Source organism: Shewanella litoralis (assembly GCF_009828585.1).
Lineage (GTDB): Bacteria > Pseudomonadota > Gammaproteobacteria > Enterobacterales > Shewanellaceae > Shewanella > Shewanella litoralis.
The window spans coordinates 75,871-101,190 of record NZ_WSRZ01000020.1; the positions used below are offsets into that span (position 1 = coordinate 75,871).

At 42.5% G+C, this 25,320-nt stretch carries 27 protein-coding genes; 10 read left to right on the top strand and 17 right to left on the bottom strand.

Going from position 1 to position 25,320, the window contains the following annotated elements; translation table 11 throughout:
- Positions 1 to 83: 83 nt before the first annotated feature.
- The 14 genes from nqrF to GQA99_RS15595 all read right to left on the bottom strand — a co-directional run bounded on the left by nqrF (position 84) and on the right by GQA99_RS15595 (position 14,539).
- On the bottom strand, positions 84 to 1,331 hold the full coding sequence (nqrF, locus tag GQA99_RS15530) for an NADH:ubiquinone reductase (Na(+)-transporting) subunit F (RefSeq protein ID WP_160055337.1): 1,248 nt from the start codon (positions 1,329 to 1,331) through the stop codon (positions 84 to 86).
- Positions 1,332 to 1,376: 45 nt separating this feature from the next.
- Positions 1,377 to 1,985: an NADH:ubiquinone reductase (Na(+)-transporting) subunit E gene (nqrE, locus tag GQA99_RS15535; protein WP_160055340.1), complete on the bottom strand. Its 609-nt coding sequence runs from the start codon at positions 1,983 to 1,985 to the stop codon at positions 1,377 to 1,379.
- Between the two features lie 5 nt (positions 1,986 to 1,990).
- Entirely contained in the window at positions 1,991 to 2,623 is a 633-nt protein-coding gene (locus GQA99_RS15540; RefSeq protein WP_160055343.1) for an NADH:ubiquinone reductase (Na(+)-transporting) subunit D, read from the bottom strand.
- Complete coding sequence (locus GQA99_RS15545) at positions 2,623 to 3,408, bottom strand: Na(+)-translocating NADH-quinone reductase subunit C (RefSeq protein ID WP_160055346.1); 786 nt, start codon at positions 3,406 to 3,408, stop codon at positions 2,623 to 2,625. Before GQA99_RS15545 ends, GQA99_RS15540 begins: the two co-directional genes overlap by 1 nt.
- On the bottom strand, positions 3,401 to 4,600 hold the full coding sequence (locus GQA99_RS15550; protein WP_160055349.1) for an NADH:ubiquinone reductase (Na(+)-transporting) subunit B: 1,200 nt from the start codon (positions 4,598 to 4,600) through the stop codon (positions 3,401 to 3,403). Before GQA99_RS15550 ends, GQA99_RS15545 begins: the two co-directional genes overlap by 8 nt.
- Positions 4,600 to 5,934 (bottom strand): Na(+)-translocating NADH-quinone reductase subunit A, encoded by a 1,335-nt coding sequence (locus GQA99_RS15555; protein WP_160055400.1) that lies wholly within the window; start codon positions 5,932 to 5,934, stop codon positions 4,600 to 4,602. The genes GQA99_RS15550 and GQA99_RS15555 overlap by 1 nt, the downstream gene beginning before the upstream one ends.
- Positions 5,935 to 6,335: 401 nt before the next feature.
- Positions 6,336 to 8,408 carry a TonB-dependent receptor domain-containing protein gene (locus tag GQA99_RS15560; protein ID WP_160055352.1) on the bottom strand — a complete coding sequence of 691 codons (2,073 nt, stop codon included), beginning with the start codon at positions 8,406 to 8,408 and terminating at the stop codon, positions 6,336 to 6,338.
- A 178-nt stretch (positions 8,409 to 8,586) separates the two neighbouring features.
- On the bottom strand, positions 8,587 to 9,096 hold the full coding sequence (luxS, locus tag GQA99_RS15565) for an S-ribosylhomocysteine lyase (RefSeq protein WP_160055355.1): 510 nt from the start codon (positions 9,094 to 9,096) through the stop codon (positions 8,587 to 8,589).
- Positions 9,097 to 9,238: 142 nt separating this feature from the next.
- The gene (locus GQA99_RS15570; RefSeq protein WP_160055358.1) at positions 9,239 to 10,342 is read right to left on the bottom strand and encodes a TRAP transporter substrate-binding protein; all 1,104 of its coding nucleotides are present in this window, start codon (positions 10,340 to 10,342) and stop codon (positions 9,239 to 9,241) included.
- Between the two features lie 204 nt (positions 10,343 to 10,546).
- Positions 10,547 to 10,846: a BolA family protein gene (locus tag GQA99_RS15575; protein WP_160055361.1), complete on the bottom strand. Its 300-nt coding sequence runs from the start codon at positions 10,844 to 10,846 to the stop codon at positions 10,547 to 10,549.
- A gap of 131 nt (positions 10,847 to 10,977) precedes the next feature.
- Positions 10,978 to 12,396 carry a DASH family cryptochrome gene (locus GQA99_RS15580; RefSeq protein WP_160055364.1) on the bottom strand — a complete coding sequence of 473 codons (1,419 nt, stop codon included), beginning with the start codon at positions 12,394 to 12,396 and terminating at the stop codon, positions 10,978 to 10,980.
- 91 nt (positions 12,397 to 12,487) lie between these two features.
- Positions 12,488 to 13,108, bottom strand: coding sequence for an alpha-ketoglutarate-dependent dioxygenase AlkB family protein (locus GQA99_RS15585; RefSeq protein WP_373291454.1), 621 nt, complete (start codon positions 13,106 to 13,108; stop codon positions 12,488 to 12,490).
- Between the two features lie 97 nt (positions 13,109 to 13,205).
- Positions 13,206 to 14,174, bottom strand: a complete 969-nt coding sequence (locus GQA99_RS15590) for a magnesium transporter CorA family protein (RefSeq protein WP_160055370.1) — start codon at positions 14,172 to 14,174, stop codon at positions 13,206 to 13,208.
- Between the two features lie 38 nt (positions 14,175 to 14,212).
- Positions 14,213 to 14,539: a winged helix-turn-helix domain-containing protein gene (locus tag GQA99_RS15595; protein WP_160055372.1), complete on the bottom strand. Its 327-nt coding sequence runs from the start codon at positions 14,537 to 14,539 to the stop codon at positions 14,213 to 14,215.
- A 193-nt stretch (positions 14,540 to 14,732) separates the two neighbouring features.
- Here GQA99_RS15595 and GQA99_RS15600 point away from each other — a divergent pair, with 193 nt between their 5' ends.
- Positions 14,733 to 15,464, top strand: a complete 732-nt coding sequence (locus tag GQA99_RS15600; protein WP_160055374.1) for a PH domain-containing protein — start codon at positions 14,733 to 14,735, stop codon at positions 15,462 to 15,464.
- Positions 15,457 to 17,097 carry a PH domain-containing protein gene (locus tag GQA99_RS15605; protein ID WP_160055376.1) on the top strand — a complete coding sequence of 547 codons (1,641 nt, stop codon included), beginning with the start codon at positions 15,457 to 15,459 and terminating at the stop codon, positions 17,095 to 17,097. The genes GQA99_RS15600 and GQA99_RS15605 overlap by 8 nt, the downstream gene beginning before the upstream one ends.
- A gap of 129 nt (positions 17,098 to 17,226) precedes the next feature.
- Here GQA99_RS15605 and GQA99_RS15610 read toward each other — a convergent pair whose 3' ends face one another.
- Entirely contained in the window at positions 17,227 to 17,658 is a 432-nt protein-coding gene (locus GQA99_RS15610; protein WP_160055378.1) for a universal stress protein, read from the bottom strand.
- Positions 17,659 to 18,031: 373 nt separating this feature from the next.
- Between GQA99_RS15610 and GQA99_RS15615 the strand changes: the two genes are divergently transcribed.
- Positions 18,032 to 19,453: a coniferyl aldehyde dehydrogenase gene (locus GQA99_RS15615; RefSeq protein ID WP_160055380.1), complete on the top strand. Its 1,422-nt coding sequence runs from the start codon at positions 18,032 to 18,034 to the stop codon at positions 19,451 to 19,453.
- Positions 19,454 to 19,528: 75 nt separating this feature from the next.
- Positions 19,529 to 20,119, top strand: a complete 591-nt coding sequence (locus GQA99_RS15620) for a TetR/AcrR family transcriptional regulator (protein ID WP_160055382.1) — start codon at positions 19,529 to 19,531, stop codon at positions 20,117 to 20,119.
- Positions 20,120 to 20,161: 42 nt separating this feature from the next.
- Here the strand turns inward: GQA99_RS15620 and GQA99_RS15625 are convergent, their stop codons facing one another.
- Complete coding sequence (locus GQA99_RS15625; RefSeq protein ID WP_160055402.1) at positions 20,162 to 20,479, bottom strand: DUF1289 domain-containing protein; 318 nt, start codon at positions 20,477 to 20,479, stop codon at positions 20,162 to 20,164.
- A 158-nt stretch (positions 20,480 to 20,637) separates the two neighbouring features.
- Here GQA99_RS15625 and GQA99_RS15630 point away from each other — a divergent pair, with 158 nt between their 5' ends.
- The 3 genes from GQA99_RS15630 to GQA99_RS15640 all read left to right on the top strand — a co-directional run bounded on the left by GQA99_RS15630 (position 20,638) and on the right by GQA99_RS15640 (position 22,783).
- Complete coding sequence (locus GQA99_RS15630; protein WP_373291453.1) at positions 20,638 to 21,213, top strand: DUF4136 domain-containing protein; 576 nt, start codon at positions 20,638 to 20,640, stop codon at positions 21,211 to 21,213.
- A gap of 121 nt (positions 21,214 to 21,334) precedes the next feature.
- Positions 21,335 to 21,979, top strand: a complete 645-nt coding sequence (locus GQA99_RS15635) for a DUF2913 family protein (RefSeq protein WP_160055384.1) — start codon at positions 21,335 to 21,337, stop codon at positions 21,977 to 21,979.
- Positions 21,980 to 22,033: 54 nt separating this feature from the next.
- Positions 22,034 to 22,783, top strand: a complete 750-nt coding sequence (locus GQA99_RS15640; RefSeq protein WP_160055386.1) for a substrate-binding periplasmic protein — start codon at positions 22,034 to 22,036, stop codon at positions 22,781 to 22,783.
- A gap of 14 nt (positions 22,784 to 22,797) precedes the next feature.
- Here GQA99_RS15640 and GQA99_RS15645 read toward each other — a convergent pair whose 3' ends face one another.
- Positions 22,798 to 23,364 (bottom strand): DsrE family protein, encoded by a 567-nt coding sequence (locus GQA99_RS15645; RefSeq protein ID WP_160055406.1) that lies wholly within the window; start codon positions 23,362 to 23,364, stop codon positions 22,798 to 22,800.
- Positions 23,365 to 23,548: 184 nt separating this feature from the next.
- On the opposite strand from GQA99_RS15645, the gene GQA99_RS15650 reads away from it, so the two are divergent.
- The 3 genes from GQA99_RS15650 to GQA99_RS15660 all read left to right on the top strand — a co-directional run bounded on the left by GQA99_RS15650 (position 23,549) and on the right by GQA99_RS15660 (position 25,049).
- The gene (locus tag GQA99_RS15650) at positions 23,549 to 23,998 is read left to right on the top strand and encodes a GNAT family N-acetyltransferase (protein ID WP_160055388.1); all 450 of its coding nucleotides are present in this window, start codon (positions 23,549 to 23,551) and stop codon (positions 23,996 to 23,998) included.
- Positions 23,999 to 24,258: 260 nt separating this feature from the next.
- A complete protein-coding gene (locus GQA99_RS15655) occupies positions 24,259 to 24,513 on the top strand; it encodes a DUF2960 domain-containing protein (RefSeq protein ID WP_160055390.1) in 255 nt (84 codons plus the stop codon).
- Positions 24,514 to 24,539: 26 nt separating this feature from the next.
- A complete protein-coding gene (locus GQA99_RS15660) occupies positions 24,540 to 25,049 on the top strand; it encodes an RDD family protein (protein ID WP_160055392.1) in 510 nt (169 codons plus the stop codon).
- Positions 25,050 to 25,320 lie beyond the last annotated feature (271 nt).

Here is a 25,320-nt window from a genome sequence, read left to right on the forward strand (position 1 = left end):
CAGCCTGCAGACCTGTGTTTAACCACCCTGTCTGCATTGCTGCAATTTTCATGACTTACTTGTCAATGTAATGAGTTACCTCATTAGCCACCGAAATCATCGAGTAAGATGTTTTCGTCTTCAACGCCTAAGTCTTTTAGCATACCAATCACGGCTGCGTTCATCATTGGAGGTCCACACATGTAGAACTCACAATCTTCTGGCGCATCGTGGTCACGTAAGTAGTTTTCGTACAATACGTTATGAATAAAGCCTGTATAACCGGTCCAGTTATCTTCCGCTTGCGGATCAGATAATGCAACGTGCCACTTAAAGTTATCATTTTCAGCCGCTAAGCCGTCAAAGTCTTCTACGTAGAACATTTCACGTTTAGAACGCGCACCGTACCAGAAGCTCATTTTACGTTTTGATTTAAGACGCTTTAATTGGTCAAAAATGTGTGAACGCATTGGCGCCATACCAGCACCACCACCAATAAAGATCATTTCTGCATCGGTATCTTTAGCGAAGAACTCACCAAATGGACCAGAAATTGTCACTTTATCGCCAGCTTTAAGGCTCCAAATGTACGAAGACATTTTACCACACGGTAGAGTTAAGTTACGTGGCGGTGGCGTAGCAATACGCACGTTCAACATAATAATTCCAAACTCTTCTGGGTAGTTGGCCATTGAGTATGCACGAATGGTTTCTTCGTCAACTTTAGACTCTAACTTGAAGAAGCCAAAGTGTTCCCAGTCGCCACGGTACTTTTCAGGTACTTCAAACTCAGCATACTTAACATGGTGAGCGGGTGCTTCAATCTGAATATAACCACCGGCACGGAAAGGCACAGATTCGCCATCAGGGATTTGTAGCTTAAGTTCTTTAATGAACGTTGCTTTGTTATCGTTAGAGATAACTTCACATTCCCATTTCTTGATACCGAAGATCTCTTCATCAAGTTCGATTTCCATGTCAGATTTAACGTTAACCTGACAAGATAAACGACACCCTTGACGTGCTTCACCTTTGCTAATGTGATCGAGCTCAGTAGGTAGAATATCGCCACCACCTGATTTAATGTGCACACGACACTGACCACATGAGCCACCGCCACCACACGCACTTGATACGAAAATACCGTTGTCTGCTAATACGCCAAGTAACTTGCCGCCTGCACCTGTTTTAATTGCTTTATCTGTGTCGCCGTTGATACCAATGATGATATCACCGCTTGCTACTAGTTTTGATTTAGCGAATAAAATCACTAATACCAACACTAATACAATCACAGTAAACATACTCACACCTAGATAAACATCTATTGGAGTAGATTCAAGAATACCCATTCACTTATCCTTAAAGGTTCAAATTAATGCGTCGTCTCAATGCTCTTAAAGAGAAACACCAGAGAATGACATGAAACCTAGAGCCATAAGACCAGCAGTAACAAAGGTAATACCTAAGCCACGTAAGCCATTTGGCACGTCAGAATATTTCATCTTTTCGCGAATACCGGCTAGCAATACAATTGCTAATGCCCAACCAATACCAGAGCCGATACCAAATACCACGCTCTCGCCTAGGTTGTAATCACGTTCTACCATGAAAGATACTGCACCAAAAATTGCACAGTTCACGGTAATCAAAGGTAAGAAAATACCTAACGCGTTGTACAAAGGTGGGAAATATTTATCTAACGCCATTTCCAAAATTTGCACAAGTGCTGCAATCACACCGATAAAGGTGATGAACTTCAAGAAGCTCAAATCAGCATCAGGAACACCTGCCCAAGCTAACGCGCCAGGAGCAAGTAAACCTTGATAGATAATTTGGTTAGCAGGAACCGAGATAGCTAATACCACGATAACTGCAACACCTAGGCCCATCGCAGTAGTCACTTTTTTAGACACAGCTAAGAAAGTACACATACCTAAGAAGAACGCTAGCGCCATGTTTTCAATGAAAACGGAGCGAATTAATAAACTAATATAATGTTCCATTGCGTTTATCCTTTTGCTTCTACTTGCTCTGGCTTATACGTACGGAGCAACCAGATCAGACCACCAATCAAGAAGAACGCACTTGGTGGTAACAGTAATAAACCGTTCGGCTGATACCAACCACCGTCAGAGATTTTACTGAGGATTTCTACGCCAAATATTGAACCATTACCAAACAATTCACGAATAAAGCCTACCGACAATAAGATTGCACCGTAACCTAAACCGTTACCGATACCATCCATAAAGCTCATCAGAGGAGGCGTTTTCATTGCATACGCTTCAGCGCGGCCCATTACAATACAGTTAGTAATGATCAAACCAACGAATACCGATAACTGTTTAGAAATCGAATAAGCATAAGCTTGTAGTACTTGGTCAACCACGATTACTAAAGAAGCAATAATCGTCATCTGCACAATAATACGAACGCTGCTTGGAATGTGATTACGAATAAGTGAGATAAACAGGTTAGAAAACGCTGTTACCGCAGTTAATGCAATTGTCATTACCAATGCTGTTTCCAGCTTAGTCGTCACAGCAAGCGCACTACATACACCCAAAATTTGCAATGCAATTGGGTTGTTATTGATAATCGGTCCAGTCAGAACCTGTTTAAGTTCTTTAACGTCAGCCATTAGCTTACCCCTCCGTTGCGTGCTTTAGCGATAAAGCTTGCAAAGCCTTCTTTACCTAACCAAAATTGCAATGAATGTTGTACGCCGTTACTGGTTAATGTTGCACCAGATAATGCATCCACACCGTAAACAGTGCTCGCCACTGCAGGGTTTTTCGTTACATTGATAGCCAAGTCGCCTTGCTCATCAAATAACTTCTTACCTTTCCACAATGCTTTCCATTTTGGATTTTCAACTTCACCACCTAAACCCGGTGTTTCAGCTTGGTCATAATAGACTAAGCCTTGAATCGTGTTTAAGTCAGCTTCTAATGCTAAAAATGCATACATGGTCGACCATAAGCCGTAACCGTGAACAGGCAAAATAACACTGGTTAATTGACCGGCATCATCACGCACCAAATACACAACCGCTTTGTCAGCTACGCGTTTGATTGAGGCAATGTCATTTTCTGGAATTGAAGAAGTTGCAAAATCACGCGACGCTTTACGTTGATCGTAAGCGTTGGCATCACCTTCTACAAATTCACCGGTTTTTAGGTCAACTAAACGCGCTTCAACATACTGGTTATATTTACTCAGAATGTCTTGTTTAGTGACGTTACCTTCTTTGGTATTAATCAGGCTTGCTGCTTCGAGAATATACTTTTGCTTATCAAGTAGCTTGTTTTCTTGCTGAGTCGGTTTTAAAACAACCGCTGCAGTCGATACCAGCACAGAACAGATAAGACATAAGCCGACAACAACAAATAGCGTTCTACCGAACGAATCTTTATTACTAGCCACGAGCAATCCTCCGCTTGATATTTGCCTGAACTACGAAATGGTCAAATAAAGGTGCAAATAAGTTAGCGAATAAAATAGCTAACATCATACCTTCAGGGAATGCAGGGTTAATCACACGGATAAACACTACCATTGCACCGATTAAGAAACCGTATGCCCATTTAGCTGTATTTGTGAACGACGCAGACACAGGATCTGTCGCCATAAACATCATACCGAAAGCAAAACCACCTAACACTAAGTGCCAGTGCCAAGGCATAGCAAACATTGGGTTAGTATCACTACCAACAACGTTTAACAATGTGGCAATCGCAACCATACCAAGCATTACACCACCCACGATGCGCCATGACGCAATACGGGTATAAATAATAACAAGGCCACCTAGCAAAATAGCAAATGTCGACACTTCACCAACAGAACCAGGAATGAAGCCCATAAAGGCATCTATCCAGTTTGCATTAGAGGTATAGTCAAAAGCACCTTGTGCGGCTTGGCTCAATGCTGTTGCACCAGAATAACCGTCTGCAACCACCCAAGAAGTGTCACCAGACATGCTTAATGGGTAAGCAAAGAACAAGAATGCACGGCCTGCTAAGGCTGGGTTTAAGAAGTTACGACCTGTACCGCCAAAGATTTCTTTTGCGACAACCACACCAAAGGTAATACCTAATGCCACCATCCATAACGGAATCGTAGCTGGTAAGGTTAAGGCAAACAGTACAGATGTAACGAAGAAGCCTTCGTTAACTTCATGACCACGCACCGAGGCAAACAGCACTTCCCAAAAACCGCCGACCACAAATGTGACTGCATATATTGGTAGGAAGAAGCAGGCACCATAAAACATTAATGATGCTATGCCAGAGTCCGCAGAGAGCTGCGCACCAAAGAGTTCGAATAAACCAACTTGCCAAACGTCAGGGGTACCGAAACCGGCAGCCATAGCGATTTGAGCTTGTAAACCTACGTTGTACATACCAAAAAACATTGCTGGGAATGTACAGGCCCAAACCGTAATCATCATACGTTTTAGGTCAAGGTTATCGCGAACATGGGTTTTACCATGGTTCACTTTACCTGGAGTATAAAAAACAGTCGCTGCGGCTTCATAAAGCGCATACCACTTTTCGTACTTACCGCCTTTTTCAAATTGCGGTTCAATACGCTCGATAAAATCTTTCAAGCTCATTAGCCTTCCCTCTCGATCGTATCTAGACAGTCACGTAAATATGAAGCGTAGTCATACTTACCTGGACATACGAACGTGCACAATGCCAAATCTTCTTCGTCTAACTCTAATGCGCCTAAACGAGCTGCGCCATCAAAGTCCCCAGACACAAGATCACGAAGTAGCATGGTAGCTAAAATGTCTAACGGCATCACACGTTCATAGTTACCAATAGGTACCATTGCACGGTCTGAACCACCGGTACTGGTCGTCATGTTAAATAGACGCGATGGGCTTAAGTGACCTAAGAATGCACGGGTAATAGAGAATTTGTCTGAACCAGGCATAGCCCAACCAAACAATTCTTTCTCATTGCCTTCTTCAAGTACACTTACCTGCTGATGGTAGCGACCTAAATAAGCATGAGGTCCTACTGCAGTGCGGCCATTTAATACCGAACCAGAAACGATACGAACACCTTCACCTACTGTTTCATCAGCAGTAAGTTCAGTCATGCTTGCACCTAATACAGTGCGAACTAGGCGAGGTTGTTTTGCTTTAGGACCACCAATAGCCACAACACGCTCAGTGTTTAACACACCTTGAGTGAACAGTTGGCCAATCGCAATCACATCTTGATAACCTATATGCCATACACTGCGAGTCGCAGAAGCAGAAAGAACATGATGAATGTGGGTACCCACTAAACCTGCTGGATGTTTTCCGGCAAATTCTTCAACTTGGGCATTGGCTGCAGGGATATCAGCACCTGGCGCTTTACATAGGTAAACTTTACCTTCAGTTAATCGTGCTAATACCTTAAGGCCGTTAGCAAAATCGTCTTTATGTTGAGCGATGACTACCACAGGATCGGCAGCAAGAGGTTGAGTATCAATTGCAGTAACGAAAATACCTGCTGTAGTAGCATCTACTGCGGGCACTTTACTGAAAGGGCGTGTACGCAAAGCAGTCCACAAACCTGAATCAATCAGATTATCACGAACGGCCTGTACGTCTAACGTGTCTAATTTGTCTGCTTCGTATTGAGCAAAAGCAACGCTATCGTCACCTTCTACAGCAATAACAACAGACTGAAGTACACGTCTTGCACCTCGGTTGATTTCTAATATAGTACCACTGGCTAAAGCCGTATATTTAACGCCTAAATTCTTTTTGTCTTCAAAAAGAACCTGGCCTTTTTGTACTTTATCGCCCACTTTGATTTTCATCGTTGGACGTAAGCCAATATACTCTTCACCCAAAGTAGCTACATGTCTAATGGCTGGGCCATTATGGATAACTTGCTCTGGTCCGCCTGCTATAGGCAGTTCCAATCCTTTCTTAATTGTAATCATATCCACAAGCACTACGTTTGAAGGAAAGACAATGCGCCACGTTCCGCTACAAAAACAAAGTATTAACAAATACTTGCCATTTGAGCTAGCGCAGATTTAACACGGAAATGCGATCGCAATCACGCTGGTCGCGCGCATTTTACCGTAAATATGAGACTATCGCCACGAAAATAATAGGTGTTTTCAAACCAATACCTTTGTCCCGCGACAACATTTAACTTAATCTAACTGAATAACAACACCGTACAAAACTGCAACGGCAGTATGACGGTTTGGCATACTATAGCATTAATATTTATAGAAATAATGTTATCTAATTTGTTCGTGCATAAAAAAACAGCAGCTCAAGCAAGATGTGCTCAGGCTGCTGCCATTAATAATAGACTAAGACTAATTGATAACTAAAAACGCGCCTGGTAACCCAAATAAGCGCTCATTTCTGATTGAGCCTGTAAACCCGCTAGGGTTCGTTTTGCCACAAGCTCTTCATCCAATACGTTTTCAACTCTTAAATACACTTCATGTTGTTTAGTCATGCGGTAGCTCGCCGTTAAATCAACTTTCCATTGGCTGTCGATTGGCTCAATAGCGACAAGGTTGCCTTCATATTCTAATTCTGATTGAAACAGCGCCTGTGCAATCACTGACACATCCCCCATTACCACACCAGAGCTAAAGCTAAACTGCTGCTTAGGTACCCAGGGTAATTGGCTGTCGGCGTCAAAGCAGCCATTAGTATTTGAACAATATCCAATATCTGTTTCGGCTTGGGTGTACTGATATTTTGCTTTAAATGGAATCGAAAAACTATCAAACGCTAAGCTATACTCAGCCGATAAGTCGATGCCTGTCACCGTCACATCTTCGATGTTTTCTTGCAATGCAATTTGCTCGTAATCGCAAATCATGCCAAACATACAACCAATATGTTGGTTATCATAATCATGCATATATGCCGCCATAGATACCGCCAACGCATCTTGCTGATATGCTACAGCCAATTGATATTGCAATGCTTCTTGCGCTGTTTGATCGACATTGCCAGCCGATGCGGCGGTCCAGGCTTGTTTAGCCTGTAATGCGGCAGACCAGGCACCTTGGGTATAGGCCACTTCAACAGAAGGAGTCCAACCATCATCTGAAAAATCAGCTTCTGCAAGGTCATAGTCATCGTTAACATCTCGAGACACGCTTACATGCTCATAACCGAGCCCTAGGTTAACCGACCATTGACCATAATTTAATTGAGCATCAACCGCTGACGAAAACGCCGATGCGTCATCTTTATAGACCACTAACGCTTCTTTATCTGTTGTAGAGCTTAACGATAAATCGTTATTCCACAGCCAATCTTGGCTGCCTAACTCCATTTCAGCTTTGTCAGTGTGATAACGGGCGCTGTAAGTCACTTGATGTTGCCCCTGCATACTCACGCCTTTGGTTTGCACCCCAAAACCGGCAAAATCGTTATCTTGCGATAATGCGCCAAGGTTCATGCCATCTGTAGTAGGGGCGATTTCAAATGCAGCAATCTCACCAAGCGATACGTTGTTAATCATTTCGCCATCAACAAACAACATATCAGCTGTTTTTTGCGAATAAGTTTGGTAATAAAAATCGGTGTCGACCGTAGATGTCTTCGACAATAGCAGCTTATGAGCTAACACATAACGCTGGCGTTCGCCGTCGGTAAAATCGATATTCGCTGCGCCATAGCGTTGATTTGGGACGAGAGAAAAATCATCATTTGTTAAACCTAAAGTGCCTTGCTCAGCATCTTGGCTAGAATACTGGTAACTGAATTCTGTAGATTGCTTATTACGTGCACCTGGTAAACTGTCAGCGCCAATCTTAAACATAATATCTTTTTGAGTGGCATCAGCATCACGTGCTAACTCATAACCCACATCATCTGATGCAGATTGATAGTCTACAGCCAACAACATGCCGTATTCTTTAGTCGTGCCACTAATAATCACGCCGCTGCTGTAATCAGCATCGTCATTTATTTCAACATTAAACTCGCCCGCGTATTTTTTCTCACTGATCGCCACTGACTGGTAGGCTAATTTACCAAATGCAGCTTCAGAGCCGTCTACCACACTGGTCATACTCGATAACGTCACACTTTGTTGCTGTTGCAAGTTAGGCTGAAGTACCAGGTTTTGACCTGAATAAGGTGCTGGCGAAAAGAAAATGCCATCTTGTAGCACGGCCACACCATCTGATACACCACGATGCATTAACTCAACATTGGCGTTCGGTGCACTAGGCAATACCGTTGCCCCAGTTAACCCTAACGCAATATCGCTTTGACGATAATGAAAAGCCTTCTGTGTTGATTGCTGTAAGTCAATCTGGTTATTTGCCTTATCAATCGATTCTGTAACCGTTTCGGCAAACGCTTGAGTTGAATGACAAGCAAACAAGACCGCTGCAGCAATGATTGACAGGCCAAATGGGTGGTTAGACATGGTTATCTCCGTATATGTGTCTGGTCGAGCCAAAATAAAATGTGTCTCTTATTATGCCCGATACAATAACGGTTTCAGTGACATAAAAACAGCATACTGATAACGTTTCATCAATATTATGACTGTTTAGTGACAAAAAAAGCGGCCTAAGCCGCTTTTTATAAGAGTAGAGATCAGTTTAGAGGTTACCTAAAATCTCATCACTCAGTTTTAAGTCATCATTTCGATTGACGCTCACACCTGCTGCAATAATCATACGAGCAATATCTTGCGCTTCTGTTAACGAGTGCATTTCATAAGTGCCGCATTGATATTCATTAAGCTCTGGAATGTCTTTTTGCTCAACCACGTTAGTGACATCGCTCATTGCAGCTAACCATGCATCGGCCACCATACGCTCAGAAGGTTGACCAATTAGACTCATGTAAAAGCCTGTGCGACAACCCATTGGTGAAATATCGATAATTTCAACACCATCACCGTTTAAATGATCGCGCATAAAACCAGCAAATAAGTGCTCAAGAGTATGAATTCCTCGCTCACTTAATATGTCTTTATTTGGCGCACAAAAGCGCAAATCAAATACGGTAATCGCATCACCGCTTGGGGTGCTCATATGTTTTGCAACTCGAACCGCAGGAGCATTCATACGAGTATGGTCCACGGTAAAACTGTCTAATAAAGGCATTGCTCTCTCCCAGAATATAAAATCATGTTGACAATATACGATCTAATATCGAAATAGTATCACTTATCAGCCAAGGTCACAGCCGGAGTTTTTATCGTTTTATTCATCTTAAGAACTATTGATCTTTCAAGGTTATTTAGCATTAGTTAAGTGCGTCTTCGGTATAGTGAAAATAACGTTTAACCGCAGCCTCGTTGGCTAAATAAGCTTGTAATACTTTATTAAACAATGGGTCTTTTGCGGCTTCTTCTGTTAATACTTCATCCCTAGCCTGTTTTAATGCTGCGATAACCTCTGATGGAAAAGGTGTTACTTGCACATTATGCTCAGTGATCAAGGTGTCCATTGCTGCAATGTGGCCTTGAGTATAATCGTCTAGCATGTCTTGATTCACCGCTCGCGCAGCTACTTTAACAATGGCCTGTAAATCGGGTGTTAATGCCGCAAAAGCATGCTTATTAATTAAAAACTCCATGGTCGAACCGGGTTCATGCCAACCAGGGTAATAATAATATTTAGCGACCTGATTTAACCCTAAAGGTAAATCATTATATGGCCCGACCCATTCAGCCGCATCGATTGCGCCAGTTTGTAATGCACCATAAAGCTCGCGGCCAGCAAGTTCGTCAACAGGAATACCACCCAGCCTTTTTAACACTTCCCCACCAATGCCAGGCAAGCGCATTTTAAGCCCTTTAATGTCTTCTGCAGAGTGTATAACACGGTTAAACCAACCGCCCATTTGCATCCCAGTATTGCCACCTGCTAGCGGTAAAACCCCAAACGGTTGATACACTTCTTCCCACAGTGCCATACCGCCACCGTAGTGCAACCATGCATTCATTTGTTGAGCATTTAATCCAAATGGAATCGACGAGAAAAACTGCGCTGCGGGTGCTTTGCCTTTCCAATAATAAGCGGCACTATGGCCCATTTGCACCGTGCCTTTACTGACACCATCAAATACAGACAAGGCAGGCATGAGTTCGCCTGCACCATAAACCTCTATAGATAGACGCCCATTAGACATTTGCTCAACTAATTGAGCAAATCGCTCTGGAGCCATACCTAATCCTGCAAGATTTTTAGGCCAGGATGTCGCTAAACGCCATGTAATGGCTTGATAAGGGATGACAGGAGATTGCACTTCGGATTGTACTTCCGCCTGAGGAGTTTGCACCTCAGGTTGGCAACCTAACAGTAAAGTGAGCCCAATTAGCCAGCAGGTCTGTTTCACCTTACTCATGACGAAATCCTTAATGTCTAAACATAATTTAGGTTTACTCTAACATAATCATAACAACTGACAATGATTGCCGAGTAATAAAAAAACCTCACACATAGGCGAGGTTTTTATCGTTTAACGTATTGAATAAGTTTATACTTTTGACTGTTAGATGCCGTTGTTTCATCACTAATAACTCACTGGAAACGTGACAATAATAGCGAACTAACCTTTGCAGTTTGGTGTCTTAGGCACTTCATCTAAAGCTTGCCATTCTGTTTCGGTATACACATTTATTGATAATGCATGCACGCCATTAGCTAACTCTTCCGCTAGGGCTTGGTTAACTAAACGATGGCGAGCCAGTAAACGTTGTTCGCTAAACTGGTCACTTACCACAACCACTTTAAAATGGGTTTCTGAGTTGGGCGGCACGTGATGACGATTACTTTCATTAATCACCTCAAGATGCACTGGCGCAAAGGCTTGACTCAATTTATCTGTAATGATTTGTTCGACAGACATAGTGATACTCTTGTTAATTCATATCAATGAAATCGCAGAGTACTGGTTTGCACATTAAAGGTCAAACAAGCAGACTAAAACTCACTGCTGGTGCACAAGTTTTTCTCAACTCTTATTTAGCTCACACATCCTCACGCTGTTGGCCAATCTGCCATATCGACACCATCAATATTGGCGGTGTGGTTGCTGTCGTTTTGCTGCAGGGCTTCACCACCTAACCATGCAGCGATAAAGCGACCGTGAGGGTCATAAGTTTGCTGTTGCTTAACAAGATTGAACCGTCTAGACCCTCGAGGATCTGCGCCCACGCCAGCCAAATATTGCCAATTACCCCAATTGACTGCCACATCATAATCAATCAGTTGTTGCTGAAAATAGGCTGCACCATAGCGCCAATCACATTGCAACTCATGGACCAAACAACTGGCGACAATTTGCCGACCACGATTAGACATATACCCTGTCTCGTTTAATTGTTTCATGAGTGCGTTAACGAGCGCATAAGGCGTAGTGGCGGTTTTCCAGGCTTGCAAGCGCTTAGCATAAAAACTGGTTAATGGCTTTTTACCGCTAATCCCAGAGAATCGAAATAATGTGCTCGTAAACTTATGGCCATACCAATGAAAATACTCTCGCCACAATAGCTCGTACTTAATCCATTGACTTGAGTCATTGGCTCCATGTTGAGATTCAAATTGACCGAGTGCCGATATAACTTGGCGAGCAGATATGCTGCCATTAGCTAGCCATGGCGAAAACTTTGTTGAGTGTTCCCAGCCATCGAGCTCGTTACGCACTAATTTATAGCTATGGGCTAAATCAGAGGCAAAATAGCTGTCTAATTGCAACTTGCCTTGGATCTCGCCGCCACAAAATACATTGCTCAACCTATGAGTTTGAGGCAGCCATTTGGGGTATCGCAACCAATCTTGCAACTGTTTATCTTGTGACTGCAGCGCAATCATTGGTGGCAACCAGGAAATGGCATCTGATGGCGCGGTAATATCAATTCCATCAATCAGTTTACGAAACTGACTAAACGTTGCAGGGAGTGCATCTAAATCAAAAGGAAGTTGCTGTAAGTTAAACAGGGTTTGAGTTGCCAAGGTCGAAAACTGAATACCGGTTCGACAATGTTGTTGAACCGCTTGCCATGCTGCTTGTTCATCTGCGCCACTATGATGGCTTCGGTAAACTCGCGTAATACCATGAGTATTTATAATGTGTGGTAAGCAATCTTGCGCCCGAGCATAAACAATATGAAGTTGCTGACCATATTGATTGAGGGAGTCATCTAAAGCCTGCAATGACTCGAGTAAGAATCGTAATCTGTGTTTGCCTACATAGTCAGCTTGATATTGAGCACAACGAAACCACTGCGGATCAATACAATACACAACCATAAGTTGCTGAGCATGCTCGGCAATATCTGTAAATATAGCGTTATCAGCTATACGTAAATCCTCACCAAGCCAATAGAGCGCGTTAACAGTCTGGTTTGGCGTTGTACACCTACCTAAAGGCGAGATCTCAACATTGGCTTTTGTCATTTTATGCACCACTGCAACATGTACTCATATTTATTCAGTACGTAAAAATGGTGGCTCAGGGTTCAATAACAAAATTTTTTACGGCAAATACTTAGCGGTAGTAATGAGGGATAATATGCCTAAAAGTAAAATTAATTCTTGGCTCGGTGACCTTAAGCCGTTTAGGTAAAGCATGCTGCCAGTGCTGTTGCATGCCTGGATGCATTATCAATAAATCGCCCGATTCCAGTGCATACTTTACTTTCGTTTGCGTCTCTTTATGGCGCACAATAAAATCTCTGCAAGCGCCTAAGGTGACCGATGCAATAGCAGAATTAGTGACGATTTCAGGTTCATCATCACTGTGCCAGCCCATACAATCATGCCCATCAGCGTAGCGATTCACTAACACTGAATTGCTTTGAATTTGATGATCGCTTAACAGCTTTAGTCGTAAGCGACTTAATACTTTGGGCCAGGGTAATGCGCTAATGTGCAATTTAGAATAATGATAATCGCAGCCCACATCGCCAAACCAGGCTTGCGTTCGTGGAATAAGATGTTGCTTACCATACACTTCAATCGCGACTTTTTCTAAAGGATAGTGAGCCACCTCATTAAACAACAACTGTTGCTGTTTAGCGGACAAGAAGCCTTTAATCCAGGAGACGGGAGGATTGATTTGCTGATCAATTTGGTGATTATTTAGAGGGTTAACGTGTTGAGCAACAATGGCGTTATCTTGCTCATGAGCTAACTCAGGGTATGGCGCATCAAAATCAAACCCCTGTTGTAAATCTGCCACTATGACTCCCATTAATGCGGTAGCGTTAAAACCAGCGCTTTATTTTTGCAATCCATAAACCCGATATCACAATAAGTGCCATTAACATCAATACGGCAAAATACCCATAGGGCCATTTAAGCTCTGGCATATTGTCAAAGTTCATCCCGTAAATCCCTGCAACTAACGTTAGGGGTAAAAAAATGGCCGTCACTAGGGTTAATGTCATCATTACCCGGTTGGTTTTATGTGCACTCACAGAAATAAAGCCATTGATTAAACTACTGACTAAGCCCTGGTATAAGCTGGCTCTGCTCGATAGCCGTTCAAACTGATTATATAAATAACTCAACTGGGTGTAATCAAACCCAATGTGTTGTTGAGCATCATTACCTAGTAGCTGCTGTAACAATTCTTCATGATAATTAAATGAACGCTTAGCCTTTTGTAATTTACTGCTATATGCCAACAATTCAGCGAGTAAATCATCGCTTGATGACGCAAAAATTTCATCTTCTATATCGTTAAGGCGTTCTTCTAAGGCCAGCATCACCGCCAAATAATCGATAACGATTTGCCGCATAATAGCAAAGCACACCGAGCTCATTTCTGGGGAGTCAATTGAGTTAGCTGCCATCAACTGTTGGCTAACCTTATTGACACTAATCGATGGCTTGAGGTGCTGAGTAATTAAAAACTGGCTATTAACGTGCATCAGCAAATGGCTTCTATCGAGTATTAAATAACTCTCGCGTTCCATCAGCTCGTGAGTGAGTAAATAAGCGTGATCACTGTTGGCTTCTATTTGTGGCGGATGACGCTCACGATGCGCGTCTTCAAAATCGAGATTATCAATCCCAAACTGTGGATGAGCGTTAAAGAAAGCCTGGTTATTAGGGCCACTAATATCAATCCAAATAAGATGTTGATTAGGGTCGTATTGCGTCATTAAACTGTCATCTCCATGCGACAATAAATGACCTTGATTATCAAATAATAAAATGTGGATTGTCATAGCTAACTCGTGTTCAAACCGCATTATAGCCAAGTAAACTAGCTGGCTAACTCTTGAGGTTCACCCTCTTCTATTACCATTTTGATCTGTTGAAAGTGACTATTTACCCAGGCACTGCTAATCGGCCCCCAGGTCGAAATTCGGTAATACCCTTCATTATGTCGCTGTCCTTGCTGAATAAAATCGACTTTAATGCCAATATCTGCAAACGCAGTAATAGCATCTTGTAACGTTCGTCTAGGCATACCCGTTAACTTTTGTAAGCTCAACAAGTTATGCTGTTCTTCATCAAGTAAATGCGCTAAATACAATTTCCGCAAAAAAGCTTTTTGCGATTTATTAATAAGGTTAAGTTGAGAAAACATCGATATAACGCCCTATAAATAATACGACTTTATCTGAAATTACTGCATGTGTTGCCCTGCATGCAAGTAATATCAACAGCTAAGCAATAATCAAACTGCGGTTTGAGATAAACATTTACAACCTGTTAGTCGCAAATTGCCCTAAAACCATGGCAATATGACACGCAGACGGTAACAAAGGTATAACACAATAATGAAAATGGATCCGACACAAAAAAGCCAGCCTTTCGTCGCACAAGCCTCAGATTCTACAGCTGAGTCAGCGGCAGAGTTAACCTTTTACCAACATGGTCATATACTCCGGCCGGCACAATATATCCCATTATCCAGGTTAGCGCTGCAAACTGTCGATGCTAACTATCCTAAATTACTGCTTATCATCAGTGTCAGCATCGCCGTAATAATCACCCTTGTCATTACTGTTTTTGGCTTAGTAAACCCTGATATTCCAACAGGCGTGACCTTATCAATATTGCCAGGTTATGCATTGCTAGCTGCAATTATCATTAAGCTTATCCATATGAAAGCCAAACGGATTGCCTATGGTGTATTTGAGCATGAGCTGGTGTTACGTGAAGGGCTATTTTGGGTGTCAACAACAGCCCTACCTTATACCCGCCTGCAGCACGTTAACTTGTCTCAAGGGCCAGCTGAGCGAAAATTTAATCTGGTGTCATTAAAATGTTTTAGCGCCGGCAGTGGCGTGGCAGAGATTGATTTGCCCGGACTCAATGCTGAACTGGCTGAACATATACGTCAGCACCTGTTAGCTAAAGCTGCATCGAGCCACCAGCCTATAACTGAACCGCCTGAGCATGACAGCAATAGTCCACTACAAAATGACACTCAAACCACCGCAGATGCGGAGCATCAACTCACCACGTCTAAAGCCGAAACATCCGTTGAGGACACACCTCATGGATGAGTTGCCAAAAACACCTCAATCGATAAAACAACCTGATGTTATAGAGGCTGCTACGACTCAGCAGCACAGCAGTGTTGATCTCGCCAATCAACTCAAACAATGGCAAGCATTATCACCCTGGTCGATTATTACTTATATTTTTAGCACCCTAAAAGGCATTCTCAGCAACGGTTATGCGGTGATCCCATTTGTGTATACTGGCTGGCAACAAGGCTTTGATGCACAATGGTTTATCCTGGCTATTAGCGCAATCATCATCCTTGTGAGCATTGCTGCCACCATTGAGTGGCGTAAATTCCGCTTTCGTTTAAACGGCGATCAACTCGAGGTAAAACGTGGGCTATTCTTCACTAAAAAAGATGAAATTCCCCTTAGCCGCATTCAAAATATTCGTTATGAGCAACCTTTTTATTTTAAACCGCTTGCATTGGGCACTCTCGTCATTGAAACCGCCGGTTCCAAAAAAGATGAGGCACAGCTTGTCGCTTTAGACACCCAGCAAGCACAAACACTTAAACGGTTATTGCTTAAATTAAAACAAGCAGAAAACCCGCTAAATCAGCCTACTCAAGCATCAATAGATCATGCACAAAGCACTGTTGCTGACGCCATCTATTCTGAGCAACATGAGTCACAGCCTATTGCTCGTAAGTCGTTTGGCGATTTATTACTTTTTGGCTTTTACCATAATAACTTTATTTGGTTTGCGGTAATTGCTGGCCCCATCGTGGGGCAAATCGATATGGAAAAGATATTTGACTCGCCATTGGCCAAACAATTCTGGTTATGGATAGAAAGTCAAACCCATGAAAATATCGGCTTACAAAGCTTGTTTTTCATTGTCGGTTTACTCTTTTTGTACGGGTTGTTTTCACTCATATCGATTATCGCTGCCGTGTTAAAATATTACCCTTACAAACTAGACAGACATGACGACACCCTTCAGCGCAGTGGCGGTGTGCTGTCACATCAACAAGATGCATTAGCCATTAAACGGGTACAACTTATCCATGCTCAGCAGCCAGTGTTGGCACGCTTGTTTGCACGATGGACCTTGTATTTTAAGCAGGTTAAAGGTCAAGAGGTTGAGCAAAAAACCAAGCAGCACATGTTGGTCCCCAGTGTTAAACCCAGCGAAGTTGAAACAATATTAGCGGCCATGCCCAATCTCAGTGGTGGCGCAACTGCTTTACCGCGCCATTACACCCGTATTCACATTCATTGGTTTACAAAACGGATCATGTTGCCACTTGCAATCGCCATTTTACTGTCGGTTATCGCTTGGTTCGATGGTCGCAACTGGAGTTATTTTGAAATGACATGGTTAATGACCGCTGTCATCATTGGAGTCATCTATTTACGCTATCGAAATTGGGGGTATGTGATTGAAGATAATGTGATTTGGCAGCATACAGGTTTATTAGGTAGGCAGTGGAAACGCATTGCCTATGACAAGGTCCAACATGTCAAAATAACTCAAACGCAAGGACAGAAGCGTTCTAAACTTGCTTATGTGGAAGTCGGTTTGGCCAGCGGCAGTATCGTGTTTCCCTATATCCCTATCCACATTGCTGAGCAGATTATTTCACGTTCGTTACATACTGTGAGTCGTAATACCCAAAACTGGATTTAACGTCATACCGCATACGCAAATAAACTGTATAAACAGACACTTTCTCAACGATATCTCAAATGCTGCCAGTCAACCAGCACTGGTGACTGGTCAGCATTGTTAATTCAACCAGGCTCAAACAGCTAAGAGTTACTTAACCACTAACACCGGGCATTTCGCCTTATTGGCGACTTCTTCTGCGACATTATCATGTAAAAAGTGTGCAAGACCTGTGCGACCATGACTGGCGATAACCACCATGCCAATTTCATCGCTATTGGCTTCAGCCAAAATTTCGGTCACCGCATCACCACGACGGATCACCGTTTCGACCTTTAAATCGGTTTTTAACTGGGCTAATAATTCATGCATTTGCCTAGCGGCAGCATCTTCCATGGTTTTAGCTAATTCTTCTGGTGTAATAGCGAGCACCATATAATTTTCGTCACCAAGAGGTTGATCAACTACATTCAAAATACGAATACCCACATTGTACAAATTTGCCATTTCAATCGCATATCGCAAAGCATGTGAAGCCGTGTCAGAAAAATCTGTAGGCCATAAAATATTACGTGTACGCATGTTGTTACCCTCCTATGCGTGAACAGCTTATGAGTGAATTAACCGCTTAACGATGACAGTAACCATTGTAACTACTGCTAAATAACGCCAAGAAAATCCGAAGATATCAATACAACCCGAAATATCATTACAACCCAATAATCGTATCTGCAAGATTAATCACTCCCCTTTCATATTAAGTGTAGTCATTAATAGGCTGTTTTTTAGTGATCAAAATCAAAAGTGTATCGAAAACTTGCGTTTGATCAAAAACACGCCTAACATCAGACCGACTAATCAGTCGGTCTATTTTTGTACTTATTGACAAATATACTGATCTTGTTGAAAAACCAGGCACGATTAACCGACAACTTACTTCAGCCGGAGAATAATAATGAACATGGCAGTTGATCAGACAGTAAACTCACTCGCACAACTACTCGACACACAACGAAGCCGTTACTTGTCACAACCGGCACCGAGTTATCAGTCTCGCGTTGACAAATTAACTAAACTAAAACGCGCATTACTTGATAACCAACAAACAATCATCGATGCCCTTAATCAAGATTATGGTCACCGCTCAGCAAACGACACCGTCATTTCAGATATTTTGCCGTGCATCAACAATATCAATTACACAATTAAGCACCTTAAATCATGGATGAAACCCAGTCGTCGTCATGCGGGAATGTTGTTGTCACCGTCTAAGGTTTCTGTGCAATATCAGCCATTGGGCGTAATAGGCATTATTGTGCCGTGGAATTTTCCGATTATGTTATCCATGGGTCCATTGACCACAGCCATTGCTGCAGGGAATGGTGCCATGCTGAAAATGTCTGAGTTTACCCCTGCAACCAATGCCGTTTTACGCCATTTACTCGCCACTGTTTTTGCAGAATCAGAGGTTACGATTGTTGAAGGCGAAGCTGAAGTTGCTGCCGAATTTTCATCGTTGCCTTTTGATCATATTTTGTTTACTGGCTCAACGGTAGTGGGCCGTCATGTTATGCGCGCCGCGGCCAACAACTTAACCCCAGTCACCTTAGAGTTAGGCGGAAAATCTCCCGCAATCATTGCCCCAGATATGCCAATGGAGACCGCCGTTGAACGACTCATTTTTGGTAAATGTTTAAATGCCGGGCAAATTTGTGTCGCCCCAGATTATGTGCTCTGCCCTGCAGACAAGGTCGATGCATTTATTGCTGCTTATCGGGCGCGGTTTAACAAAATGTATCCCAACTTTGTTAATAACGACGATTACGGTAACGTAATTAACGATCGTCAGTATCAACGTTTAATGAAAGTGCTCGACGATGCAAAAAGCAAAGGTGCTAAAATTACTTCAGCTACCGATGACCCTATATCAAGCAGTTCTCGCAAATTAGCGACCCAGCTCATTACTCAAACAAGCGACGACATGTTACTGATGCAAGACGAAATCTTTGGGCCACTATTACCCATTATTAGCTATCAAAATGTGTCAGAGGCCATTGGTTATGTTAACCGTGGAGACAGACCGCTTGCGCTTTATTTAATGAGCTTTGATGACAAAACCCAGCAAACTGTTTTACAGCAAACCCATTCTGGCGGGGTATGCATTAACGACACAGTGTTCCATGTCGCCGCAGATGACGCGCCATTTGGCGGCATTGGTCCATCTGGTATGGGCCACTACCACGGTAAAGAAGGCTTTTTAACTTTTAGCCACGCCAAAACAGTATTAAACAGTGGTAAAATCAACAGTGGGGTCTTTGTGCATCCACCTTATGGTGGCGTTATCCAACGCCTATTGATGAAGTTTTTCTTACGCTAACCATGCCCCGTCCCAGCAAATGTATGGCAACACTTGCTGGGTTCAAACCACTTAATATAAGGCATCTTTAAATTAATGAGCAGTACACCGAGTAGCATCACAGATAAGAAACAAGCCATTTTAGATTCGGCGTTGTCACTGTTTGTCGAAAAAGGCTTTAATGCCACATCAACGGCATCAATCGCTAAAGCTGCAGGGGTTGCGACTGGCACGTTGTTTCATCATTTTCCAACTAAAAATGACATAATGAATCAGCTTTTCCTATCCATTAAACAAGAGTTTGCCAACAACATGGTCAGCAATATTGAGCTATGTGGCGACATTGAAAAAGACGCCAATAACCTATGGCAAAAAGCCATTGACTGGGCTATAGCACAACCACTTAAACAATTGTTCTTTTTGCAATACTCAATGTCAGCCGATATTGATGCCGCAGTAAGAAAGCAAGCGATGACCAGTATTTTAGGCTTTGTGGTTGATTTGATTGAACAGGGTAAACAACATGGAGTGATTGCCGATTTTCCCAGTGAATTATTACTCGAAAACTGCCATGGTCAGTACTTAGCGGCTATTCGTTTCTTTACCGACAATCCACAACTCGGTAGTGACGAGCAACATCGCAGTGCAAGCTTTAAACTGTTTTGGCATGCGATGAAAGCCCAGTAACACCTCACTGACCGCAAGCTAAGTTATAACGACCTAAAAACATTAACCATCTAAATCAAAACCCGCTAAATCAACATCATCTGCGGCCGAGTCGTTGTTATCTTCAAAATCTAATTGCGCAGTATGAGCCGTTTGTTGATTCAGTATTTCCTGTTGTCTGGCTTTATGCAGAGCATATTGGCGGCGTCGTTTGCGCTGCATGCATAGCCGAATCACATCTTGCTTTTGTAACTCACTAAACGTCATCCAGTTAAAACGTTCATCACGGCTCCTAAGACACCCAACACAATAACCTCGGCTGTCAGACTGACACACGCCAATACAAGGGCTGGGGACCGCGAAAAAACTTAACTGTTCCATCATCAGTGAGATTAACTCCAGTACATAAAAAGCAGACTATTTCTTGATATGCGATATAGTCATAAAGGCCTAAAAATATACAGGCCAACAATCGTTGTATTTTAAGGTTATACTAATTGAGTTAATTTTGTACATTATTACACGTTTTAGGAGGTCTTATGACAACATCAAAGCGTTCCATGTTAAGAGGAAGCAATCCAGCCTGGCGCAGCCTGACATTAATAATATGTAGCTTATTTATCCTCGCGGCATGCACAACAAAGCCTAAACAAGACTATGATGTTGATTATGATTTCGCCGCACTTAAAACCTTTAGTCAACTCACTATTAAGCAAACTGACGACCCATTAACCGCAGACAGAATCAATGCGGATATTAAGCAAACATTGCTTAATCAGGGTTATGTTTATCAAGCAGACAATGCTGACTTTATTGTTAATTACGCTTTTGTCACTCAAGACAAAGAAAAAGATTCAGGCCTGTCTATTGGCCTAGGTTCCGGCACCTGGGGATCGAGTGGGGGTATTGGCCTAGGCACAAGTATTGGTATTCCACTTGGCAGTGACACCGCAAAAACGCAAATGATACAAATTGATATTGTCGACCCCAAAGATAAGCGCTTAATTTGGCGCGGAAATAGCCAATATCACTTTGATCAAGGTGGCGAAGAAAAAGCCCAGGGGATCAACAAAACCGTCATCGCAATTTTGGCGCAATTCCCACCGCAAAAATAATCACTTCTGGCCGTTGTTAACCGCAAATGCAACAACGGCCATCGCATTGTAAAAAAATCTATTTAGCAATTAACAGCGCCGCGGTAAACTAGCGGTCACTTTACTTTATTGATTTGTTGAAATGACCACCGAAACATATAACCAAGCATTACTGACTTTAGCCCTGGCCGGCATCGATGCCATAAATACATCGGCATCGCAGCATAAATCGCCGAAAACGCCAGCACAAGAAAGCCACTTTTTATGCAATTGGATGGTTGAGTCATTAAAAACCAAGCGTTTTTCTAAGCTAGTCGCAGACGACCTCACGACCTGGATCCGTCAAGCTCGTAGCCAAGGCGCTGGAGCCCAACTTAAACGACTGTTAACTTGCATTGCCGAACAGTATCAACAAGCCAATAATAGCGCTATCGCAACTGGGACCGGACTGAATAATCTGCTCGCTGAATTAACCGCGCAAAAGTGGGTAGTCATTACCGATACCGATATTGATGCTAAACTTAAATTAGACAGTGATGGGCAATCAAGCTTGATCATCTCTGCCAAAGAGTTTAATCAACACATTATCGACAACAACATCGTTAAGCCCATTGCAATGTACATTCGTGGTGACGAGAATCAAGTGGCACGTTTAGCACTCGCTCAAGGTATTTTATTGAGCCAAGGTAATAAGAAAACGACTCTGATTAAACACCACAAAACCTATACCTTACGACCTAAAAACCTGCATCCAAGTTTATGCTTACTGTGTCTTGATCAATATTAGCAAAAGCAAACCTGGGAGCGTATTGTGGGCACGCGTGTAATGTGAGGAAGTACCATGAAAAGAAGCGTTATTGCAGTGACTTGTTTTGTACTCTTTTTTCTATATACGTCAGCGTTTGCCGATACTGTGCTCAAATATAACGTTAATGGTTCCAGTAATTGGGTGCCTTATTACTTACCCGATTCACCTGAAAACCCGGGTATTTTAGGTGAATTAGTGCCCCTATTACTTGCCCATGCCAACATCAAAATTGAAAAGCACAACTTCCCACCAAGACGCACCAACTATGCATTAGACAACGGCTGGCTTGACTTTGATTTTGTTAGCCCGAGTTGGTTTCCTAATGGCGATTTAGGTGAGTTATTTGTGCAGTCGTCTGCCATTATCGCCATTGAAGAGCACATCATTACCCTGGCGTCTAACGCTAAAAATTGGCAAAGTAGCGACAGCTTAACAGGCCAAGAAATTGGTACCGTTGGCGGCTATTTGTATCACAATGACACAGAGTTCACCCGAGTAGATTTCACCTCAGAAAAAGAACTCATCAAAGCACTTTATAAAGACCGAGTTAAAGCGGCGATTTCAGGTGACTTACCCGCACTATATTGGGCTAAACAGCTCAACTGTCCTGTCACGTTTGCCGCGCTGCATTCAAAAGGACATTTAGTGATGCGACTACGTAAAGAACACGCAGCATTACTCCCCAACATTAATGCTGCCATCGCTGAGTTGCAGTCTAACGGCACGATTGATCGTATTATCGACAAATATACTCAACAGGCTGTATTTGATCGCGCTGAATAAGCCTCAGTGCATCTCTAAAACGGGTTAACGCTATAACCTTCATTGGCCAATACAGCGTGAGCCGTTAATGCCGACAACGCCATGTTAACCCCTGGCAATAAGTCATCAGGCTTAATACCGTAATAAGCCGCAGTTTGGCCGCACACATAAAAGCGAACGCCTTGTTTAACTAACTGCGTAATTAAGTCTGTATTAGCATTACTCTTACCTGTGTTGAGCATTTTGTAAAATCGCTCTTGCGTCATATCGCTGGCAGCTTGCCCATGAACGACCATTGCTAATGAAATGTTTTCTAATTTTACTCCTGCAGCCACGTGCATATTAATAAAGCGCGCTAAAGTATCTATACTGCGATTGAGCTCGCCCGGCTTTGCAGCTTGGCCTAAATCAAACGCTACTTTGAATATCATTCCTTCAGGTATAACGAGGCTGCTATTCACCTCTGCAACCTTGCCATAATCTTTTATCACGGAGCCGGATTTAAATGCTTCAATACCTGCATTGGCAGCAAAAGATGAGCATGCTAAAGCAGCACATAACGCTCGCGTGATCATTAAAGATGGAAGGGTTTTCATTGTCATCATGTTCCTTATTATGCCAAGTATCGCATTTGTTTTAGCCGCCATTAAAATAATGGGCATGGCACTTTAACACAGATTAGCACATAGATTTAAATGTGTTTCTGAGTATAATTGCCTCTAAAATAAGCCAAAACTGATTAATATGCCAATACGTCCGATTTGCCTCACTGACTGGTCTAGCATTATGACTATACAAGCTCAATGTTATGTCGAGCTCACGCCAGAGTCCTTAAGTGTAATGCAAAGCAAATGGTTGGCGTCTCCTGCGACCTGTGTGGTTTTCGAGCAAGCACAACAAGTATTAGCCTATGCTTTAGTGCACCCATGGACACCGGGAGATGCACCTTCATTAGCCATTGAGATAACAACACAAGACGTAAACAGTTGGTATTTACATGACATGGCCATTGCGCCCAATGCGCAAGGTTTAGGCATTGGCAAACAACTATTAACACACATACTCAATCAAGGCCGCGCATTAGATATTGACGGCATAGGACTCGTTGCCGTGCAAGACGCACATTCTTACTGGCTGCAACAAGGCTTTAAACCACACGCTACATCAACAAAACTGACTCAATCGCTTAGCAGTTATCCCGCTAACGCCTGTTATTTATATTTAACGTTAGCTTAAATGTAACCAGTTATAATCCCCTCTTGATAGAGGCTAAAAGCAATTTTATTGATAATTTATGGCAAGTTTTTGAGAACATATTGGTGATAGCCTGTTGAACGTGGGACAATTAGCCATTAAGTAAGAGGCTGCACAGGCAACCATTAGATTCTTACAACCTGGTATCGCATGCCTTAATACCCACCTTATGGCAGGACAATCATCCTAGGTATCACATTATTATTTTACAAAGTGCTTTATATTAATTTCAGGAGTTCGTCATGGCGCGCCAAGTGATTTACATTTTTAAAGGTCAAACAAAAACCATTCCATTTAGTTACGACATACACCACGACCTTTATGAAGCGGCGGCAGAGGCTGAGGGAATTGATTTAAAAAAGTTTTTATCCATGGAAAAGCAGATTGCATTGACCTCAAAAAAAGGCGCTAAAGCTGAAAAAGAATTCCGTAAAAGCGAGTTCGCTCGTTTTGGCTTTACCAGCATTAAATTTGTTCGTGAAGATGATGAAGTCTAACCTCAAGTGAGTCGTAAGGAATGTCAATGCTAAACACAGAACACGCAAATTTTCCTCGAGCCAGCTTTGTTCGCAGATGCGGGGCGATTATTTATGATTTCCTCCTTGCCGTTGCTGTTTATATGTTTGCCGGTGCAATTGGCTTTGGTGTCTTTTTTGGCTTACAAAGCAGCGGCCTGATTTCACTCAATGGTTTTGAGCACACCTCTGATTTGCTTAATAACACGCCGCTTTATCACGGACTTTACCAACTATGGCTAGCACTGTGTGTGGTGAGTTTTTATGCTATTTTCTGGAGCCGTGGTGGTCAAACATTGGGCATGAGAGCCTGGCGTTTAAAGGTCCAACACCCTAATGGGCAAAACCTCAGCTTTATTACCGCTTGCGCACGCGTGGTGTGGTCTTTACTCGGTGTGGGTAATTTATGGATTTTAATCAATGCCGATAAACTGGCATTGCAAGACATGATGACCCGTTCAGAAGTGGTACTGTTATCAGTTGAAGCCAATCAAATGCGTAATTGGCACGGCGCATAATATTACTAAATAATGACATAAGCTAATTGCATAAGTTGATGGCATTAGTTGATGGCATTAGTTGATAGTTTTAGTTAATTCCTAAGCAACAAAAATGGCAACCAACTGGTTGCCATCAGATTAATGACAAACCCCCACTTTTTTTAAAAGTGGGGGTTTTCTTTTATAGGTTTATTCGCATTTCAGGACTTTTATTTAAAAACACATCTTGAGCAGCATTGTTGATTATCGACGTCCAACTCTCTTCTTATGAGCTTCATATGCGCTAATA

Excerpts from the sequence above, each read along its gene's own strand:
- nqrF (WP_160055337.1), bottom strand. The coding sequence starts at position 1,331 with ATGGGTATTCTTGAATCTACTCCAATAGATGTTTATCTAGGTGTGAGT.
- nqrE (WP_160055340.1), bottom strand. The coding sequence starts at position 1,985 with ATGGAACATTATATTAGTTTATTAATTCGCTCCGTTTTCATTGAAAAC.
- GQA99_RS15540 (WP_160055343.1), bottom strand. The coding sequence starts at position 2,623 with ATGGCTGACGTTAAAGAACTTAAACAGGTTCTGACTGGACCGATTATC.
- GQA99_RS15550 (WP_160055349.1), bottom strand. The coding sequence starts at position 4,600 with ATGAGCTTGAAAGATTTTATCGAGCGTATTGAACCGCAATTTGAAAAA.
- GQA99_RS15555 (WP_160055400.1), bottom strand. The coding sequence starts at position 5,934 with ATGATTACAATTAAGAAAGGATTGGAACTGCCTATAGCAGGCGGACCA.
- GQA99_RS15560 (WP_160055352.1), bottom strand. The coding sequence starts at position 8,408 with ATGTCTAACCACCCATTTGGCCTGTCAATCATTGCTGCAGCGGTCTTG.
- luxS (WP_160055355.1), bottom strand. The coding sequence starts at position 9,096 with ATGCCTTTATTAGACAGTTTTACCGTGGACCATACTCGTATGAATGCT.
- GQA99_RS15570 (WP_160055358.1), bottom strand. The coding sequence starts at position 10,342 with ATGAGTAAGGTGAAACAGACCTGCTGGCTAATTGGGCTCACTTTACTG.
- GQA99_RS15575 (WP_160055361.1), bottom strand. The coding sequence starts at position 10,846 with ATGTCTGTCGAACAAATCATTACAGATAAATTGAGTCAAGCCTTTGCG.
- GQA99_RS15580 (WP_160055364.1), bottom strand. The coding sequence starts at position 12,396 with ATGACAAAAGCCAATGTTGAGATCTCGCCTTTAGGTAGGTGTACAACG.
- GQA99_RS15590 (WP_160055370.1), bottom strand. The coding sequence starts at position 14,174 with ATGACAATCCACATTTTATTATTTGATAATCAAGGTCATTTATTGTCG.
- GQA99_RS15595 (WP_160055372.1), bottom strand. The coding sequence starts at position 14,539 with ATGTTTTCTCAACTTAACCTTATTAATAAATCGCAAAAAGCTTTTTTG.
- GQA99_RS15600 (WP_160055374.1), top strand. The coding sequence starts at position 14,733 with ATGAAAATGGATCCGACACAAAAAAGCCAGCCTTTCGTCGCACAAGCC.
- GQA99_RS15605 (WP_160055376.1), top strand. The coding sequence starts at position 15,457 with ATGGATGAGTTGCCAAAAACACCTCAATCGATAAAACAACCTGATGTT.
- GQA99_RS15610 (WP_160055378.1), bottom strand. The coding sequence starts at position 17,658 with ATGCGTACACGTAATATTTTATGGCCTACAGATTTTTCTGACACGGCT.
- GQA99_RS15615 (WP_160055380.1), top strand. The coding sequence starts at position 18,032 with ATGAACATGGCAGTTGATCAGACAGTAAACTCACTCGCACAACTACTC.
- GQA99_RS15620 (WP_160055382.1), top strand. The coding sequence starts at position 19,529 with ATGAGCAGTACACCGAGTAGCATCACAGATAAGAAACAAGCCATTTTA.
- GQA99_RS15625 (WP_160055402.1), bottom strand. The coding sequence starts at position 20,479 with ATGGAACAGTTAAGTTTTTTCGCGGTCCCCAGCCCTTGTATTGGCGTG.
- GQA99_RS15630 (WP_373291453.1), top strand. The coding sequence starts at position 20,638 with ATGACAACATCAAAGCGTTCCATGTTAAGAGGAAGCAATCCAGCCTGG.
- GQA99_RS15635 (WP_160055384.1), top strand. The coding sequence starts at position 21,335 with ATGACCACCGAAACATATAACCAAGCATTACTGACTTTAGCCCTGGCC.
- GQA99_RS15640 (WP_160055386.1), top strand. The coding sequence starts at position 22,034 with ATGAAAAGAAGCGTTATTGCAGTGACTTGTTTTGTACTCTTTTTTCTA.
- GQA99_RS15645 (WP_160055406.1), bottom strand. The coding sequence starts at position 23,364 with ATGACAATGAAAACCCTTCCATCTTTAATGATCACGCGAGCGTTATGT.
- GQA99_RS15650 (WP_160055388.1), top strand. The coding sequence starts at position 23,549 with ATGACTATACAAGCTCAATGTTATGTCGAGCTCACGCCAGAGTCCTTA.
- GQA99_RS15655 (WP_160055390.1), top strand. The coding sequence starts at position 24,259 with ATGGCGCGCCAAGTGATTTACATTTTTAAAGGTCAAACAAAAACCATT.
- GQA99_RS15660 (WP_160055392.1), top strand. The coding sequence starts at position 24,540 with ATGCTAAACACAGAACACGCAAATTTTCCTCGAGCCAGCTTTGTTCGC.